The sequence below is a fragment of the Rhizobium sp. BK538 genome (assembly GCF_014197575.1).
In the GTDB taxonomy this organism is placed as follows: Bacteria; Pseudomonadota; Alphaproteobacteria; order Rhizobiales; family Rhizobiaceae; genus Rhizobium.
In genome coordinates, this window is the sequence record NZ_JACIFT010000004.1 from 221151 (window position 1) to 239382 (window position 18232).

Genomic DNA, 18232 nt, shown 5'->3' on the forward strand with positions numbered 1-18232 from the left:
CATGGCCGATTTTTCCGAAGTCCTCGTCCCCGTCGAACAGGAGGGAACGAAGGCAGTTGTCCGCAACTGGCTGAAGCAGCCAGGCGAGATCGTCGCCGTGGACGACCCGCTCGTCGAGCTCGAAACGGACAAGGTCACGCAGGAGATTTCCGCACCCGCAGCAGGAATCCTCGACGAGATCGTCATGGCATCAGGCACGGATGCAGCGCCCGGCGCGGTTCTGTGCCGCATTCGTCTGAGGGCAAGCACTGCCGGAGATGACCATGCGCCGGAGCTTCCACCTTTGCCATCTGGCGAGACTGGCAATGAGAGCGGCGACCGCTTCTCGCCGGCAGTTCGCAGTGCTGGCGAGCAATACGGCATCGACCCGGCTGAGGTCGTCGGCACCGGCAGGGATGGACGTGTTACGCGCATTGATATGGATGCGGCGTTCGCGCTGAAACAGAAGATCGAGCGCGATGAGATGCCATCTTCCATCAGGACCCCGATCACCCGCGATCAGATCACTCACCGCTCGCACATGGCTGCTCATACTCCCATGCGGCTTTCCATCGCCCGGCACATGCTGGAATCGGTTACGACTGCCCCACATGTCACGGCGATCTTCGAGGCCGATTTCAGCGCGATCATCAAGCATCGCGACAAGAGCAAGGCGGCATTTGCCGCCGACGGCATCAATCTTTCCTTTACGGCCTATATCATCGCCGCCTGCGTCGCGGCGATGCGGGCTGTGCCTGAGATCAACAGCCGTTGGCATGACGATCATTTGGAGGTCTTCGACGATATCAACATCGGCGTCGGCATGGCGCTTGGCGACAAGGGCTTGGTCGTTCCGGTCGTTCGGCAAGTCCAGGATCTCTCGCTGGCTGCGATTGCCGCCAGACTTCAGGACCTGACCATCCGTGGGCGGGCCGGCGGCCTCACCAACGCCGATATGCGCGGCGGTACCTTCACGATCTCAAACCACGGGGTGTCAGGCTCCCTGATCGCTGCACCCATCATCATCAATCAGCCGCAATCGGCGATCCTTGGCGTAGGAAAAATGGAAAAGCGTGTCGTCGTGCGAGAGGTCGATGGCGTCGATACTATCCAAATCCGACCAATGACCTATGTGTCCTTGACGATCGATCATCGCGCGCTGGACGCTCATCAGACAAACGCCTGGCTGACGCGTTTCGTCGAAACCCTCGAAGGCTGGCCGGCATAGCGCCGGCGGCCGCGCAAAGGAATGGGGCACCGTGAGGCGCCCCTTTGCTATCATCTGGCGTTGCGGATCGTCAGCGCCGGATTATGCGCAAAGAAATTGTGCGGCTCGATATGGATCGTTTTCCATTCGGTCGACATCACGGGCCAATCCTCCATGCGCGGGATATGGTGGAAGCCGGCCGTGAACCAGGTCACGATATCCTTGCCCATCAGCGGCTTGTTGGCCTTGACCCATTGCGGCAGCGTATCCGAGCCATCGCTCTGCATCGCATACTTGCCGCCCGCATACTGCTGATCGATGTTGTAGACGGTGTTCCAGACCGAATACTCGATATAGGCGTTGCGCTTCATCGGCGGGTCCTTGGCAAAGTCGAACGGGCCGTAGGCAACGTCGCCATGATGGATCATCCAGCCCGGCTCTTGGCCGAGATAGCCTTCGCGGGAGGGATCGGAAATCATGAAGTAGCGCGGCTTCATCGCCGACAGTTGATAGCGCGCCTCCATCTCGGTCTTCGGCATCGTGTGCTGCACCGTCCACATCGAGCGCCGCGGGTTCTTCGCGTCGACCTTGGCCGGAACGATATCCATCGTCCCGAAATGGTTGTCCGGCTGGTCGACGTCGAAGTCGATGCGGAAGTTGAAGTAATGGTCATGGTTTGCCGCCACCAGGTTCGGTGCGATCAGCGTTCCATGCGCAGTGTCTTGCGCGGCTGTCGGATCGCTCATCGAGGTCGATGCAACGCCCTTTACTGCGTCCAGACCCGTTGCCCCGATCATGATCCTGATCTGACCGTCCTGCTGCAGGCGATAGTCGATCAGGTAGTCATAGTTTCCGACTTCGGAGGCAGTGCGGACGACGAGCTCGCTCGCCGGACGGCCTTCGGCCGGGATCGGCTTTTCGGGAGTCTGTGCGAAGACTTCGAAATGGCGCCATGCCGGATCGCCGATGCTGCGCTCGAAGACGCAGATTGCATTCGGAATGGTCAGCGGATTGCCCTTGTCGTCGGCAATCGTTGCGGGCAGGAAGGTCGCATAGTCGGGGCAATCGACGCCAGAGCGCAGCGGGCTTAAGAACAAGCCGAAGCCATACTCCCCGCTGTCCATATAGGTACGCCAATACCAGCCTTCTGTCGGATCCATGTAAGGTACGAACACCTCGGACAGATGCGACTGGTAGATCACCGAACGCCACGTGCCCCCATCCTTCACGTCGAGGTTGGAGACGACGAGGCCGGGGCGCTTGTCAACGCGGAAGTTCATCCGCCACATATCCCATTCGAGGTGGCTGCCTGTGATCTTGTAGTTCGGGCCGCCGGGCTGGGACAGCTTCGCAGGGTTCATCTCAGGGCGCAGCGGCTCGCGCTCGGCAACTTCCTTCTCGGTGTAACCCCAATTGTCCTTTGGGCCGTCGATCACACCGGTGTCGATGACGCGAAGGACTTGCCTCTTACCGATATCGTAAACGGCAAACAGGCCCTCGATGGGCTTTGCGTAGAAGTTCGATCCCTCGGGCACCTTGTAGCAAGGCACCTTCATCAGACGCGAGTTCTCGTATTCATCGGTGAAGAAGTTACCAGCAGTCAACGGCAAGCAGAAAGCCTGTTCCGGCGTCAGGCCACGCTTCTTCAGGCCGGCGATCATGTCCGGATTGGCAAGCGCACCCTGAAGAGCGTCCATGAACTCGGTGAACAGCACCATCGGCTGCCCTTTGATCGGCGTCGTGCTCTCAACCGTGCCCTTGGTGATGTTGACGACTGTCTCCTTGAACCCCTGGGGGCTCGTCAACTGGACCTTCGCCTCGCGGTCGATCTGGTCGTCGCCTTCCTTAAAGGAGAGAACCTCCTCCTTGCTGGGCTCCTTGAGCTCGATCAGCGGATAAAGCGTATTGTCGTCGACCACTTTCTGGTCGCGCAGGATCTTGTTGATCTTCTGATATTCCTCTGCCGTCAGCCCATCCAACGGATGAGCGATAGCAGCTGGCGCGCCCAGCGCCAGAAGCAAGCCGGCCGAAGCCAGATATCGCTTTATGTTCATTGCATCCTCCCTATTGCATGCCTTCACTAATCAAGCGAATACCACCTGGATATTCGTGTATTCCTGCAGCCCTTCCTCGGCGAATTCGACGCCGAACCCGGAAGCCTTCACGCCGCCGAACGGTGCGTTCGGCTGAATGGCGCCATGCTTGTTGATCCAGACCGAACCGCACTCCATGCGGCTGGCAACCACCTTCGCGGCTGAGATGTCGCACGACCAGACGGAACCTCCAAGGCCATTGGCGCTGTCGTTTGCAAGTGCAATTGCCTCGTCGACGCTGCTGTACTTGATGACAGGAAGCGCAGGACCGAACTGTTCCTCGTCGACAAGCGGATCGCCGTTCTTCAAACCAGCAATGATGGTCGGCGGAAAGAAAAGCCCCTCGCCCGGCTCACCGCCCAGCAACACCGCTCCTCGCTCTTTGGCATCCATGACGAGACGCGAGAGCTTTTCGAACTGCATGCGGTTCTGCACGGGGCCGAGAACGCTGCCCTCCTCCATGCCGTCACCGATAGGAATGTTGCGTGCATAGGCGACAAGGGCATCGCAGACGGCATCGTGAATCGACTCATGGACATAGAGGCGCTTCATCGCCGCGCAGGTCTGGCCGTTGTTGATAAAGGCGCCCCAGAACAGGCCCTCGGCAATTGCCTGCGGATCGGCATCGGGCAGGACGATCCCGGCATCGTTGCCGCCGAGTTCGAGCGTCAGGCGCTTCATCGTCTCTGCGGCAGAGCGCATGACTTTCTGGCCTGTCGCACACGAGCCCGTAAACACGATCTTGCTGATGTCGGGATGGGCCGACATTGCCGCGCCGATGTTGAACTCGCCGTCGTCGCCAGTCACGACATTCAGTACGCCGGGCGGCAGCACCTCGTTCATGATTTCGACCAGGCGAAGCGTCGCAAGCGGCGTCAGCGGCGACGGCTTGATGACGACGGTGTTGCCGGTGCGCAGAGCCGGCATGACGTGCCAGATGGCGATCATGACCGGGAAGTTCCAAGGGGTGATCGAGCCGACGACGCCGAGCGGCTTGCGATGAAGTTCGATACGCCCTTCGTTGTTGTCCTGGAGGATTTTCGGCGGCAGCGACAACGCGGTCGTATAGCCTGCCCAGGCAACAGCACCTCCCAGCTCCCAGCGCGAGCCGAGCCCGTTCAGTGGCTTGCCCTGCTCGAGCGTGATCAGCCGCGCGAGTTCGTCGGCGTGTGCTTCAATGTGGGCGGTAGCGGCCGCACAGGCGGCTTGCAATTCCTGCTCGCTTTTGGCCGACCATGCGGGAAAAGCTGCCTTGGCGGCAGCAACGGCAGCGTTGAGCTCGGCAGCGCCCATGTTTGGCGCACGGCCAACTTCGCCTCCCGTGGCCGGGTTGAGCACGCTGAAACTGTGCTCGCCGGTCATCGGCTTTCCGTCGATCGTGGCGCTATGGATCGTCATTCTCACCTCCTCCGAATGAGGTCCGACCATCGGGCAGGACTGGAAGCGGAGACTAGGCGATTACAGGCATCAGGACTTGGACTGAGCCGTCTGCATCTATGGACAAATCCGTCAGTGGCGGCGCGCAACAACGCCCGGTGCACAGCCGTATTTCTTTCGGAACTCGCGATAGAAATAGGAAAGGTCGTTGAAACCGGCGTCGTAGGCGACTGCGGCAATCCCGTCGGCAGGCTTGGTGGTACGCGGCTGCGTCAGCGTTGCATGCGCAAGTTCCAGGCGACGGCTGAGCAGCCGATGGCCTGGCGTCTCGCCAAGCAGGCGGAAATGCCGCTGCAACATGCGCTCCGAAACATTGAGCCGCCTTGCCAACTCGCCGGGCCCGAACGTCGGATCGGCACGGTGCCGATCAATCATGGCGAGCGCTCGCGACAGCAGGGTTTCGCTGGGTCCCGCAGCTTCGGCTGTCTTGGTACTGTGAAGGTAGGCGCCCAAAAGCGACAACATCGCCTCACCGAGCTGCGCCGACGCTCCAGGCTCTGTGAGCATCTTGGTAATCACGGCCCGCATTGCCAGCCAAAGGGGATCGTCCCGACTGATGGCGACGCCATCAGTACAGGGCTTGCCAAACCGATGAAGCATCTCGGCGCGTGGCATATGGACTGACAACTGGCTGGAGCGCTCACCGTCATAAACGAACGACGACGGCCGAACGGAATCGACAAGGAACATGTCTCCCGGGGCCAGCCGGGCTGAACGCTCGCCCTGCTCCACGCGACAGTGTCCCTCGTCCTGGATCAGCAAGAACAGATGCTCACCGGGGTCCTGCCGGATTGATTTCATCCCACGCTGCACGTGGCGGGCATCAAGTGCGACGATCGCAGTATCGAAAAGCCCCATACGACGCGTTGCCACATCGCCGGCCATCACATTGGTGCGGGCCATGGGTTCGACATCGAACGCACCGCAAACTTTCCGGATTTCCTCCTGCAGAACCTCTACGGCCACCGGCTTGTGCACCGGCGTTACCAGCGACTGCATTCTCCCCTCCCTGGCTCCTGCAGACTTGACTTAAGCGTTCCTGTCGTATCGCATCCTATTCCGAATTGATACAGGCGGTCTATCAGCACATTCTCACGTGCGTATTGAATGCCGGTCGGTCAAGGCGCTTTACGAATGCGCTAACGCAGCGTCTCGCTCGAGGCGTTCGCAACCCACTCGAAGATGACACACAGCGGACGAGTGGAGACACCTGCAGCTATAAATTCCAGAACCAGGACTTGCCGATCTCAGCCGAAGCCTCCTCCTGCGTGACCCCGATGTCCTGAAGCTGATCCCTCGTCAGCTCCGCGATTGCCCGCCGGCTGCGACGTTTCTCCAAGCGCCAGGACAGAAACGCCAGTGCGCGTCTCAGAGCGCTTCGCAGTGGGGCAGCGTCGCTTTTCAAATCCAGTTCCTTCCCGACGTCGGTCGACATTGCACTCTCCTGTCATCAGCGATCCACAATGCGATCACGAGAACGCCCATAGGATAAGGCTGGCGAATACATCGAAGGAAGGTTATTGCACTTATACAAAGCATTAGGATTTTTTATGATACCCAACCTTGATCAACTCTTGGCCTTTGTAACCGTCATCGATCTAGGGAGTTTCACGGCGGCGGCCGACAAGGTTGGCCTTACCCAACCGGCCGTCAGTCTGCAGGTCAAACTGCTCGAGCAGCGGCTTGGGGTTCGGCTGATCGAGCGCGTGGGGCGACGCGCACTGCCATCGCCAGCCGGCTCGGATCTCCTCGTTCACGCAAGGCGCATCCTGGAAGAGTGTGGTGCGGCGGCCGATGCAATGACGCCACATCGAGAGGGCTCGGCCGGTCGAGTCAGAATCGGCAGCGGCGGGACGGCGTCAATACACCTGCTTCCTCGCGCAATCGCGTCCGCGAGAACGCGAATGCCGGGACTTGAGATTACCGTCCGGATCGGCAACACCGAAGAGGTCTTGCGTGATCTTGAGGCAAACGCACTCGACCTCGCCGTCGTCACCCTTCCCGCCTCTGGCCGGTCGCTGGAGATCGAGCCTTTCTACGAGGACGAGTTGCTGGCAGTGGCTCCCAAAGACAGCGAAATACCCGAAGGAGGACCCGACGCCGCGTTTCTCAAAGACAAGGTTCTCATGCTCTACGAGGGCGGCAACACGCGCGCTGCCACGGACGGGTGGTTCGCCGACGCGGGCGTCCGGATACAGCCTGCGATGGAGTTCGGAAGCGTTGAAGCGATCAAGGAGCTGGTCGCCGCAGGATTGGGCTGGTCGCTGCTGCCTGCACTCGCGTTGAAGCAAGACCGTGCAGGATTTCTCATAACGTCGCCCGTCAGGCCGCGCCTGGTCCGTCAGCTCGGCATTGTTTTGCGCCGGGACAAGCACCTCACCAAAGGTCTGCGGGAAGTTATGAAGTGTCTGCGCGAATTCTCAGGCTAGCTTTAGCGCGAATACTGTTGGCGGCGTGGCCATTGCTGTCATGTGTCGTTCTCCTGATCCGACAAGGGCACTGTCTGCGTACATCCCATATCTGCCATTCACATGAATATGCACAATGGGGCCCTATGGTAGCGTTTTTGATTGACTACAACACGGCATGCGCTAGCTGTTATACAACGAGCTGATTCAATCCTGGTGGATACATCAACGAATCTAGGCGCCGCGCAACGAGGAGGCTCAACCCATATGCCGGAAAATCGTGCGAATTGGCCTAAGCTGGTTCCACAAGGATCCGAATTCTTCAACCGCGCCGAGGCAGTTTTCTCGCTCTGGGATCTCGACCTCGTTCTGGTCGATTGGTCCGAAAAACTCGCCGAGCGCTCGGGCTTTAACGAGCAGGCCCACACGAAGTTGGCTGATATTTACCCGGCGCTGGCAACCCCTCCGTCCGCAGACCTCGTACAACTCGTCATTAATACCGGCCGGCCACAATCCATCCGGTTAGGTGTATCAACGCACGACCGGTACGACCTGCTGCTGCTGCCGGCCAGGGAGGGGTTGGCGATCGTCGAAATCGGCGCTGCCGATCGCAATGAGACGACAACTGCGCACGAGCAGGAGCGAGCGCTGCTCCTGCACCAGGCAACCCATGACGTCCTGACGGGATTGCCCAACCGCCGGCAGTTCAGCGACGAGTTGGGGCGGCTTCTTCCTACCGACGACAAGCGCGGTCTTGCGCTGATGCAGATCGACCTGGACGACTTTAAACCAGTCAACGATACGTTAGGGCACGGCGCTGGAGACATTGTTCTGAAGCTTGCCGCCGGCAGGATCCGAAGCGTGCTTGGCATGGACGAGACAGCCTTCCGCCTTGCCGGTGACGAATTCGCGGTCATCCAGACTGCTCAAGAGCAGCCACGTGAGGCCGAGCGACTGGCTGACGCGCTGGTTGGCGAATTCAAGAAGCCATTCGTGGTAGACGGCATCACTGTCTTTGTGGGAGCCAGTATCGGCATTGCGATTGCGCCCCGCGATGGCGATGAGGGCGAGCAGTTAATGAAAGCAGCGGACGTCGCCCTCTATGCTGCAAAAAAGGAAGGACGCCGCCGCGCGCGAACCTTTGATCCCAGCATGTTGGTGGTGCTGGAGCAACGGGAGGTGCTGAGGCGCAGCCTTAGAGTCGCGCTTCAGCATAGAGAGTTCTTCCTCGAATATCAGCCTCTTGTCGACAACTCGCGCACCGTAACCGGCTTCGAGGCTCTCCTGCGCTGGCGCCATCCCAGGCTCGGCGTGATCCCTCCGATCGCCTTTATCTCGATGGCAGAGGCAGATGGGCTGATGAGCGAAATCGGCCAATGGGTGCTGGACGAAGCCTGTCGGGAAGCCTTGAGTTGGCCGGACCATTACACCGTTGCCATCAACTTATCCCCGGCGGAATTCCTGACAACAGGCTTCACTGATCGCGTGTCGCAAACTCTCGACCTTATCGGTTTTCCCGCCGAACGCCTGGAACTCGAGATTACGGAAACCGTCCTTCTGGAGCGCACGATCAATAACCTCGATACTTTGAACATCCTCAACGTGCTTGGCATCCAGATCTCCCTCGACGACTTCGGGACTGAGTACTCATCCTTGAGTTACCTGAAGAATTTTCCCTTCGATAACATCAAGATCGACAAATACTTCATCAACGACCTCCTGGACGACGAAAAGAGCCAGACGATCGTGCGGTCCGTCATTGCGCTGTCGCACGGGCTTGGCATGCGTGTCACTGCCGAAGGCGTGGAGACAGCCGAACAGGCCGCGTGGTTGCTGGAAGAGGGCTGCGACAGGCTGCAGGGCCACTTCCTGAGCCCACCGATGCATGTGGACCACATTGGCCAATTCATCGGCCACCGGAAAGCGCGGCGGGGAAACGGCGGCGCAACGAGGACCATGACGGGTCCGGAGGGAGCCGGGATGGCGCTTGGCCAAGGAGGTGCAGGTTGAAAAGGCAGGAGGCGGCGACGACAGCAGACACGGCTTTCGAGCAACTTCTCAATCTGGAAATGGAGATGGCAACGTTCACGGCCGACTGGCTGCATTGCGATCAACTCTCGAACTATGTCGCCCGAATGGTCAGCCATGACCGCCGTGATCCGCTGCGCCACTCCAATCTTCTTTCTTCGGCCCTCAACGAACTCCTCGAGATATCGTTTCGCTCGAACGCGCAAGAGGGTGAGCTGATATGCGCCTTCTATCGTCATGAACAGATAGAACGGATCGAGTTGAGCTTTCCGTGCCCGTCGCAACAGCGTCGCTTTTACTCTGAACTCGTCCAGGGTCTGAAACACAGCGGAAAACTGGCAAACTACGTAGAGGTCATCGCCGACGAGACGGCTCCCCTGGAGCAAGCAGTCCTATTGGGATTGGCGGTCAACTATGACGCGGACATAGAGCTACGCGCCTCGAGCGCCGACGCGCTCACCTTCGTTGTCGACCTGCCGCTCGAGAGGCTCCTCCATTGACCCCGAACGGTTCTTCACCTGTCTTTACGACGCAATTCGACACCGGCAATCAGGAGTTTGTAGCAACCGGCGTTCTCCGACCCCGTTCGATCACCGACATCGCGGATGATCTCTTACTGCTGCGCGACAAGATTGAAACGGTCCAAGGGATCTTCTACGTCAATCTGAAACGCGTTACCCACATGAACAGCACGGCATTCCGTGCCCTGGCGCGGGTCCTGGTCGACGCCTCCCGCTCGCGGCCGGAGCTCAGGATTGTCGTTCTGACGTCGAGTGTTGTCACATGGGCAACGCAGGTGTTTCGGCACCTGAGCGAACTCTCGCCTAACATCTCCATTGAGATATATGATTCTGCCTTTTATCCCGGTCAGACATTTGTCGAGAACGAGAGCTTCATCCCTATCCTCCGGACACAGACGAAAATGACCTGGCGTCACGAGCGGGAGATCCTGCCACGGCACGGACTTCGCAGCGGCATGACGATCGCCGACATTTGCTGCGGCATCGGTGATTTCGCAATGCTTGTCAGGAAGGAATTCGGCCCCGCCAGGATAGTCGCGCTCGACCATTCCATGGCAAGCCTCGACTATGCGCGCTCCGTTGCGGAAGACTTCTGCGTTCGCGATATCGAGTACACTTATGGTGATGCATCGCAGATGCTGTTCGAAAACGACCAGTTCGATTTTGTGACGTGCCGGCACTCGCTGCAGATCTTCAACCGACCCGAACTCCTGTTGAGGGAGCTTTATCGCATCTGCAAGCCGGGCGGCAGGGTCTACATCACCAACGAAAAGAACTCCCACTGCCTGGGTGAGCCCCGCGCCGACAGCATCCAGTGGACCTATAACGAGGTTGCCAAGCTCTTTCGCCATTTCGACATGGACGTCGAAATGGGGCCAAAGGGTTCTCGCCTGCTGCTGGATACTGGTTTCGAGGATGTGAGGATCGAAAGTTTCATGGTTACCAACCTCGACGGCAATCCGCAGGAATTCGCCGACGTCATTGAAGCCTGGGAAGATGTTTATGCCGGGGAAATGTCCGTCAGACGAGGAGACGCGCCCGAATTCATCGCGCGGTTCAGGCAGGGCTTTAGAGATCATATCTTTGCCGCGCTTCACCCGAGAGGCTATGCCGGCTGGCCTATCTGGGCAGCGTCGGGGCAAAAGCCGCTATGACCGGCGCTTCAAAGAAACCAAGCCTCGGATTGCGCTCGTTTCGGACGAAATTCATCATCGTCGTCGGCGGCGCCGTGCTTTTCGATCTTCTTGTCAGCGGCGGCCTTGCGCTCTGGAATGTGCAACGTCTGTCGCGCGATGCGACCACTCAGGTCGGCGAGGGCCTTGAAAGAGCGAGCCAGGATTATATCCGCTCCTCCACCGATTCCACGGTCGCGCAGGTCGGGCTGCTTCTCGACCAGGTGCATTCCGACGTTAAGGCCCTCGCCGGCGTGCTACAGGCGCAGATCGATCGACCGATCAGAAACAACGAGGTTGGCGACGCAATGGCCACAGCTGACCCTGATGCTGTGACCCTAAGCTTCAACAGTATCGGCGGCTGGGCGCAGAACGCTCCCGGCTCACAATCCGTCGTCAGTGTCTGGGGCTACCTCCTCGACAAGGATCATCGTCCGCTGCCGCAAGTGCAGGCCGATATCGAAACCAGTGCCGTTATTGATCTCGTTGCCCCGAACCTCCTGCAAAACGGAGCCTCCAAACTTCAAATGTACTACATCGGCCCGAAAGAGCGGCCGATCTTCAGAACTGCTCCCTATACCGATCAGGCGCAGACATTCGACAAGCTCTATCCCGGCCACAATGAGGCGAACTTCTGGGACTTCTTCTTCCCCGGCATTTACGAATCTTGGCAGCAGTGGGCGCAAAATCCAGCCTCCCGCCCCGTTCCTGAAAACATCACCCAGACCGCCCCCTACACCGACGCCATAACAGGAAAGCTGATCGTCAGCTTCTTCCATCCTCTCTGGACGGCTGATCGCCGCGACGTAGCCGGGACGGCCGGCGCCGACATCACGCTCGATCAGCTTGCCGAAATCGTCGAACACGTGAAGGTCGCCGAAAGCGGTTTCGGCTTCCTCGCAATGTCAAACGGCAATGTTGTTGCAATCAACCGAACCGGGGAGAAGGTCATCGGCTTGCGCGCGGCAAGCGATGCGACCAACCAAGGCGTGACAGGAGTTGACCGCTCGCTGCGAAACAGTTCGCAGAAAGCCATTGCCTCTCTTCCACTCGATGCGGATGGCGTCATTCAGCACATTTCACTGAGCGAAAATGGCGAGGACGTGCCCTATCTGGTGGTCACCAAGCAGCTCCGCCCTTCCAATCTTTGGGTCAAGGGCCCCGTTCAGCGCGAAGTCATGTCGCTTGGTATTGTCGTGCCAGAGCGGGAGATTTATGCCTCGCTCATCGCTGCCAGGGAGCAGATAGCGCGGGCAACCAACCGTATCCTGCTCTATCAGATCCTCGCGGTTCTCGTGTCACTGCTCATCGTCGCAGCCGCAGTATTTGCGGCGTCGAAGCGCATCACCAGCGGGATCCGTGCCCTGGCGGCCGCGGCAAAGCGCATTGAAGCGAAGGACTATTCCGTGCGGGTGGCGATTACCAGCAAGGATGAGGTCGCGCAGGCGGGGCTTGCCTTCAATCGCATGGCCGAGCAGATCAGCTTCCACACCGAGAACCTCGAAAATCTGGTCGAGGAACGCACGAAAGAGATCGAGGAGGCAAAGGAAGAAATCTCGGCATTGAATACGCAGCTGAAGAGCGAAAACCTACGCCTCGGCGCCGAGCTCGATGTGGCCCGACACATCCAGATGATGGTGTTGCCACGCGCAACGGAGCTCGGCGCGGTAGAGCATTTGGAAATTGCCGCTTATATGCGTCCCGCCGACGAGGTTGGTGGCGACTACTATGACGTCTTGCAGAACGGCAGGCTCCTGAAGATCGGTATTGGCGATGTTACAGGTCATGGCCTGGAGAGCGGCGTTCTGATGCTGATGGTGCAATCGGTCGCCCGCGCCTTGCTCGAGGCGGGAGAAACCGACCCATCGAAATTCCTTGCACACCTGAACCGAGCGATCTTCAAGAATATCGAGCGGACGAGGACCAATAAGCATCTCAGCTTGTCTTTTCTTGACTACGATGGTGAGCGCCTCACGATCTCTGGACAACATGAGGACCTCATTGTCATTCGCCAGACAGGCGAGGTCGAGCGCATAGATACCGGTGACCTCGGCCTGCCGGTTGGACTTGAATCCGATATCTCGCCTTTTGTTGATACTCGCGAGATATCCTTCGAGAAAGGCGACCTGATCGTGCTTCATACGGACGGTATCACGGAAGCCGAAAATACACGGGGCGAGCTGTTCGGCATCGATCGGCTTTGTCAGAGCGCACGGCGCCTGCACGGCCAAACCGCCGAAGAGGTAAAGGACGGTATCATCGAAGGGCTGATGGCCTATATCGGAACGCAGAAAATACATGATGACATCACGCTGGTTGTGATGCGGCATAGGTGATGACATGACCGTCACGCTCTTTGGACAGAAACACCTCACCTCCCCCGATACTACTCACGCGTTCCGGCTTCGGTTGTTTGACGGTCCGCTTGATCTCGCCTGGAAGCATTCCGGCATGACGTCCGACTTCATCGCCGAGATGATGGCGCCAAGGTTTCGTCCATCGAAGCGGATCTACAATCAGCTCAAGCAGGACATCGGTTACCTCGCAAACGAACTGATCGAGAACGCCATTAGGTTTCGCGTTCGTGGAGAAGTCGTGGTAGAAGCACGTGCACAACCGGATTATTTTCGACTCAGGGTGTCCAATTTTGTCGACAGCGAGACGGCCGACAGATTCAAGCAACTGCTCGGGAAGGTAACGAGCGGCGATCCCGGCGATCTGCTTATCAGGCAGATCGAGTCAAATGCCACGACCGCGACCGGCGATGCGTCCGGCTTGGGTCTGCTGACCTTGATGAGCGACTACGAGGTGCAGTTTGCCTGGCTCTTCGAGGAGGACAACCCTCGCGAACGAACAAGGCTTGAAACATATGCCGCGATGGCAATTCCGGCATGAAACGGCAGGAGGTGCGCCATGGAAATTAGAGAAGAAGCCTACCGCGTCTGGTCCGAAGGCAGCACCATCTATTTTGATGGGACAATGCGTCTGTCGGGACCTGACGCGTATGCGCCTGTCCAAGCACTCGCGATGAAGGCGCTCGAAAATGGGGGCGGCAAAACCACTTTGGACCTGACGGGCCTGGAGTTCCTCAATTCCTCCGGCATAAACCTGCTCGCCAAACTGACGATCGAAGCGCGCAACCGCCCGGATATTCATTTGACCGTGCTGGGGTCATCACAGATTTCGTGGCAGACGAAGTCGCTGCCCAACCTCAAGAAACTCCACCCGGGCGTGGATCTAAGGATGACCTGACGGCGTACCACTGAGTGAAAAGAAAGGGCAGCGCTCGCCTGATCGATAATGGAGGCCGAATTGCCAGATGAACGATCTCGCTCCTCCCCCGCACCATCCGATGCCGGCGTCGGTGACGACGGCAGGGCTGTGCAGATGGAACGTCGTCGCTTTCCTCGCGAGACAAAACCACAAGAAGAGCAGCCCGCACCGCCACCAGCATTGAAGCCGTTGCGGTTTTCCACGCGCGACCTCGAACTGCAACAGCAATTTGCCGGCTGGCAGTCTTACGTCGCGCCGCTTGTCGATATCAGGCGCCCGGATGGTTCTCCCATGGGCTTTGCGGCCGACCACGCGGCCTGGAACCTCGGCGGCATGCTCATCGTGCAGCAAAACACCCCCGCCCATAGCTACATGCGTTCGGAAGCCAAGGTGAGGTCAAGCCCTATCGATCACTGGCATATTTCGGTATTGCGCAGCGGCCGGACATGGACGGAAGTCGGTGGACACGTTTCCGAGGGCGAACCTGGAAAGGTCGAGTTGCGCAGTTTGGGGCATCCCTTTCGCGGTCGATCGACGGACACCCAAACCCTGTCCCTGTATCTGCCTCGGGAACTGCTCCATCCCGCCTCCACCGAGATCAAGAACAACATCGCGCTTTCCGGAACGCGTGCCAAGCTCCTGATCGACTATCTGGACGGCGTGGAGGCGAAGCTCGCGCAGCTGGCGGAGGTTGATCTTCCGCATGTCGTCCAGACCATCCGTGACATGATCCTGACCTGGGTTTCGTCGTCGTCAGCACACCCCTCATCGCCAGAGCCGCACAACAATCTGCCGCTGAAGGAGCGCGTCTACCACTTCGTCCAGCACAATTTGATGTCGTCCGACCTGACAACCGACCGTTTGTGCCGGGAATTGGGCGTCTCGCGCACGCGGCTCTATCAGGCTTTCGAACCGGACGGCGGCGTGCATCACTATATTCAGCGACGCCGGCTTTTGTCCGCACACGCCGCTTTGAGTGATACCTCCAACCGGCAACAGATCGTCGATATCGCCTTTGCAGCAGGTTTTTCCTCGGCCGCGCATTTCAGCCGCGCCTTCAGCAAGGAATTCGGCTACAGCCCGCGCGAGGCGAGGCACGTGGCCATGCCCTCTTATCTCGGGCACTCGGTCGAGCCCGAGTCCGAGGCCGAGAGCGCCCAATCCTTCGACACGTGGCTGAAAACACTCGGGCACACCCGCCGCGCCTGAGTGCTGCCATTCCGGTCGCGTTAAAGCGGCCGTCGGCAGGATGCCGACGGCTGATAGCCCCCACCCGTTCGACCACTCTGATCGCCCGCGTCACGCCCATCCGTGTGCCAAAATCAATCATGGCGAAAGCGGCTGGGGCACGACCAAAGGCAGCAGAAATGGACGCTGCTGCAAGTTTCTGGATGCGCAGCTAACGACAGGCGTCCCGTAAGCCCTTAATAAAGAAGCATAATCGCAGTGCAGTCAGTCAGACGGAACGCACAGCAAATGCGCTCCCCTTCGTCAATGAAGCAACATTCAGGGGCATGTCATGGAACCGACCAATCCTACGATCCAGATCAGCAATCCTCGATATCCTGCGAATGATCCTTACCGCGTCGTCGAGCGCGAGGAAGTCCTTGCACAGGCCTTTCGGGCTTTCGTGCAGCGAGCCGTTGCTGCCGGTTGGAAGGAATCGGAGGTTGCCCTGACCTTGGCCGATATCGCCGATGACTACGTAATGGCTCTCGCTCGAAGGGTTGCGGCAAACTAGTACCGAGTACCGTTCCGCGTATCGCAGCTGGGGGCAAACGCGGAAATGCCAACATCCCTTCAACCGGCCCGAGGCCCGCCGCTTTGCAGATGACGCGAAGCGGTGGGCCTCGGTCGTTGCGCCCTGGCTAGCCCAGTTCAACACCCTTGGCCGCGTCCTCGATAGATCAAGTCGGTGCCAGGACCGACAATCGGGAGCAGTCATTTGCTTTACAGATATCACGCTGTACAGTCTGCGAGCAGCCATCGGCAGCGGCTCGAATGAGAATGACTGCCGCGCCTAGAAGGAGGAATGATGTTCCATCATGTTTCTATCGGCGTGTCCGATCTTGAGCGCGCCCGCAAATTCTACGATGCAGCACTTGAGCCTTTGGGCTATGCGAGGCTTTCAACGAGTGACAAGTGGCTGGGATATGGCGGCGAACAACCCCAGCTTTGGATAAAGCTCGCGGAGCGCCCGGTTGCCCCCGATATGGAGTCGGGATTGCACTTCTGTTTTGTTGCCGACAGCGAGGAAGGTGTCAGAGGCTTTCACGCAAAAGGTATAGCCAATGGCGGGACGGATAATGGCGAACCCGGCATACGTCCCGAGTACGCGTCCTTCTATTATGCAGCATTCGTCATCGATCCGGATGGCTATCGCTTGGAAGCCTTTTTCCACCACCCTGAATGAAGGCCCGCGGGTCGCCTCAAATACCCCTGATCGCAAGGCAACCGCATGTCGCAACACCTTGAGCCGGCCTCCTCTCGTTCGCCTTCAGCGGTGATTTGGGTCGGCTTTATTGCGATGTGCGTCGGTATGTTCATGGCGATCCTGGACGTGCAGGTCGTCGCCACATCCCTGCCAACGATCCAGCAGGCCATCAATATCGATCCAGACCAGATGAGCTGGATCCAGACCATCTACCTCATCGCGGAGGTGGTCGCGATACCGTTGACCGGCTTGCTGACGCGCGTCTTGACGATGCGATGGTTATTCGTCGCCTCCATCGGCCTGTTTGTCGTCGCTTCTGCCGGCTGTGCGGCAAGCAGCGACTTCAGCGAGTTGGTTGCCTGGCGGGCGCTTCAGGGCTTCTCCGGCGGCACGTTGATTCCCGCGGTGTTTTCGGCTGTTTTCATCCTCTTTCCAAACGAGCGGCAGGCAATCGCCACAACAATTGCGGGCGTACTGGCGGTTCTGGCCCCAACTGTCGGCCCGATCATCGGCGGCTGGCTGACGTCGACCTACTCGTGGCACTGGCTGTTCCTCATCAATATCATCCCCGGGATCGTCTCGGCGCTCGTGGCGTGGCGGTTCTTGCCGCCGCAAAAGGGCGACACCTCCGAACTTCGAAATCTCGATAGTCTGTCGCTTATGATGATGGCGTTGGCACTGACGAGCCTCGAGTTGGGACTGAAGGAAGCGCCGACGAGCGGCTGGATCTCGCCTTATGTTCTGAGCCTGCTGGTGGTAAGCCTGGTCTGTGGGGCCGCGTTTGCATCGCGGTCGCTGCGCAGGACACGCCCGATCGTCGACCTGCGTCATTTCCACGACCGGAATTTCCTGATCGGTTCGGCCCTCAGTTTCGTGCTGGGGATCGGGCTCTTCGGCTCGGTCTATCTCATGCCGGTTTTCCTTGCCTTCATCAGGGGGCACAACGCCCTGGAAATCGGGACGACGATGCTGGTTACGGGTATCACGCAGCTGATCGTCGCGCCGATCGCCGTTGCGCTGGAAAAGCGAACGGATCCGCGCCTGCTTTCGGCCGCAGGCTTCGTATTGTTCGCAATCGGATTGGGGATGAGCGCATTTCAGGATCCACGCTCCGACTACGACGCCATGTTCTGGCCCCAGGTCGTGCGCGGCGCAGCGATCATGTTCTGTCTGCTGCCACCGACCCGCCTCGCGCTCGGAACCTTGCCGCCGGCGCAGGTGCCTGATGCAAGCGGGCTCTTCAATCTGATGCGCAATCTTGGCGGGGCGATCGGCATCGCAATGATCGATACGATCATCTACACGAGGTCGGAGCCGCTTGGGCAGAGGCTATGGGATCAACTGCGAGCCGGCGACGCAGCCACGGCAGCGTTTGTCGGGGCTCCAACCGGCACGATCACCGGCAGTGCAGGCACCTTCAGTCCCGACACCGTCGCCGCGCTGGATCCGCTGGTGCAGACGGCAGCAAGCGTCCAGGCGATCAACGAGGCTTGGCTGATCGTCGCCGTACTGACAGGCTGCGCACTGCTCTTTCTGCCATTCGCAAGACCGGTCGCTCCGCCACAATGAAATTGCGGGAAGGCCCTTCATTTGGCGATGCCAACCTCAAAGAGTGAACAGAGCGTTCAGTCGTCTTTTCATGGCAGATGCCGCTTCCCATGTTAAACCAATCGCAAATCC

The 18232-nt window shown here is 59.1% G+C and carries 16 protein-coding genes; 12 read left to right on the plus strand and 4 right to left on the minus strand.

Annotated elements, in window-relative coordinates:
* Position 1 precedes the first annotated feature (1 nt).
* Complete coding sequence (locus FHX09_RS06740; RefSeq protein ID WP_132588901.1) at positions 2–1207, plus strand: 2-oxo acid dehydrogenase subunit E2; 1206 nt, start codon at positions 2–4, stop codon at positions 1205–1207.
* A 50-nt stretch (positions 1208–1257) separates the two neighbouring features.
* Here the strand turns inward: FHX09_RS06740 and FHX09_RS06745 are convergent, their stop codons facing one another.
* The 4 genes from FHX09_RS06745 to FHX09_RS06760 all read right to left on the minus strand — a co-directional run bounded on the left by FHX09_RS06745 (position 1258) and on the right by FHX09_RS06760 (position 6151).
* Positions 1258–3240, minus strand: a complete 1983-nt coding sequence (locus tag FHX09_RS06745; RefSeq protein WP_183719347.1) for a tyramine oxidase — start codon at positions 3238–3240, stop codon at positions 1258–1260.
* Positions 3241–3270: 30 nt separating this feature from the next.
* Positions 3271–4677 carry an aldehyde dehydrogenase family protein gene (locus tag FHX09_RS06750; RefSeq protein ID WP_184449564.1) on the minus strand — a complete coding sequence of 469 codons (1407 nt, stop codon included), beginning with the start codon at positions 4675–4677 and terminating at the stop codon, positions 3271–3273.
* 111 nt (positions 4678–4788) lie between these two features.
* Entirely contained in the window at positions 4789–5715 is a 927-nt protein-coding gene (locus FHX09_RS06755) for a helix-turn-helix domain-containing protein (RefSeq protein ID WP_132588899.1), read from the minus strand.
* 217 nt (positions 5716–5932) lie between these two features.
* The gene (locus FHX09_RS06760) at positions 5933–6151 is read right to left on the minus strand and encodes a hypothetical protein (RefSeq protein ID WP_132588898.1); all 219 of its coding nucleotides are present in this window, start codon (positions 6149–6151) and stop codon (positions 5933–5935) included.
* Positions 6152–6266: 115 nt separating this feature from the next.
* Between FHX09_RS06760 and FHX09_RS06765 the strand changes: the two genes are divergently transcribed.
* From FHX09_RS06765 to FHX09_RS06815, 11 genes are all read left to right on the plus strand, one after another.
* Positions 6267–7145 (plus strand): LysR family transcriptional regulator, encoded by an 879-nt coding sequence (locus tag FHX09_RS06765; protein WP_184449566.1) that lies wholly within the window; start codon positions 6267–6269, stop codon positions 7143–7145.
* Between the two features lie 246 nt (positions 7146–7391).
* On the plus strand, positions 7392–9134 hold the full coding sequence (locus tag FHX09_RS06770; RefSeq protein ID WP_132588896.1) for an EAL domain-containing protein: 1743 nt from the start codon (positions 7392–7394) through the stop codon (positions 9132–9134).
* Positions 9135–9193: 59 nt separating this feature from the next.
* Positions 9194–9652 carry a ubiquinone biosynthesis methyltransferase UbiE gene (locus FHX09_RS06775; RefSeq protein WP_165933063.1) on the plus strand — a complete coding sequence of 153 codons (459 nt, stop codon included), beginning with the start codon at positions 9194–9196 and terminating at the stop codon, positions 9650–9652.
* Complete coding sequence (locus FHX09_RS06780) at positions 9649–10827, plus strand: class I SAM-dependent methyltransferase (protein WP_132588894.1); 1179 nt, start codon at positions 9649–9651, stop codon at positions 10825–10827. Before FHX09_RS06775 ends, FHX09_RS06780 begins: the two co-directional genes overlap by 4 nt.
* Positions 10824–13181, plus strand: a complete 2358-nt coding sequence (locus FHX09_RS06785; protein ID WP_132588893.1) for a SpoIIE family protein phosphatase — start codon at positions 10824–10826, stop codon at positions 13179–13181. Before FHX09_RS06780 ends, FHX09_RS06785 begins: the two co-directional genes overlap by 4 nt.
* Positions 13182–13185: 4 nt before the next feature.
* Complete coding sequence (locus tag FHX09_RS06790) at positions 13186–13740, plus strand: ATP-binding protein (protein WP_132588892.1); 555 nt, start codon at positions 13186–13188, stop codon at positions 13738–13740.
* Between the two features lie 18 nt (positions 13741–13758).
* Positions 13759–14097, plus strand: a complete 339-nt coding sequence (locus FHX09_RS06795; protein ID WP_132588891.1) for a hypothetical protein — start codon at positions 13759–13761, stop codon at positions 14095–14097.
* Positions 14098–14232: 135 nt separating this feature from the next.
* Positions 14233–15327: a helix-turn-helix domain-containing protein gene (locus FHX09_RS06800; RefSeq protein ID WP_132589068.1), complete on the plus strand. Its 1095-nt coding sequence runs from the start codon at positions 14233–14235 to the stop codon at positions 15325–15327.
* A gap of 310 nt (positions 15328–15637) precedes the next feature.
* Positions 15638–15859 (plus strand): hypothetical protein, encoded by a 222-nt coding sequence (locus FHX09_RS06805; RefSeq protein ID WP_132588890.1) that lies wholly within the window; start codon positions 15638–15640, stop codon positions 15857–15859.
* Positions 15860–16153: 294 nt separating this feature from the next.
* Positions 16154–16531 carry a VOC family protein gene (locus FHX09_RS06810; protein WP_132589067.1) on the plus strand — a complete coding sequence of 126 codons (378 nt, stop codon included), beginning with the start codon at positions 16154–16156 and terminating at the stop codon, positions 16529–16531.
* A 45-nt stretch (positions 16532–16576) separates the two neighbouring features.
* Positions 16577–18121: a DHA2 family efflux MFS transporter permease subunit gene (locus FHX09_RS06815; protein ID WP_132588889.1), complete on the plus strand. Its 1545-nt coding sequence runs from the start codon at positions 16577–16579 to the stop codon at positions 18119–18121.
* Positions 18122–18232 lie beyond the last annotated feature (111 nt).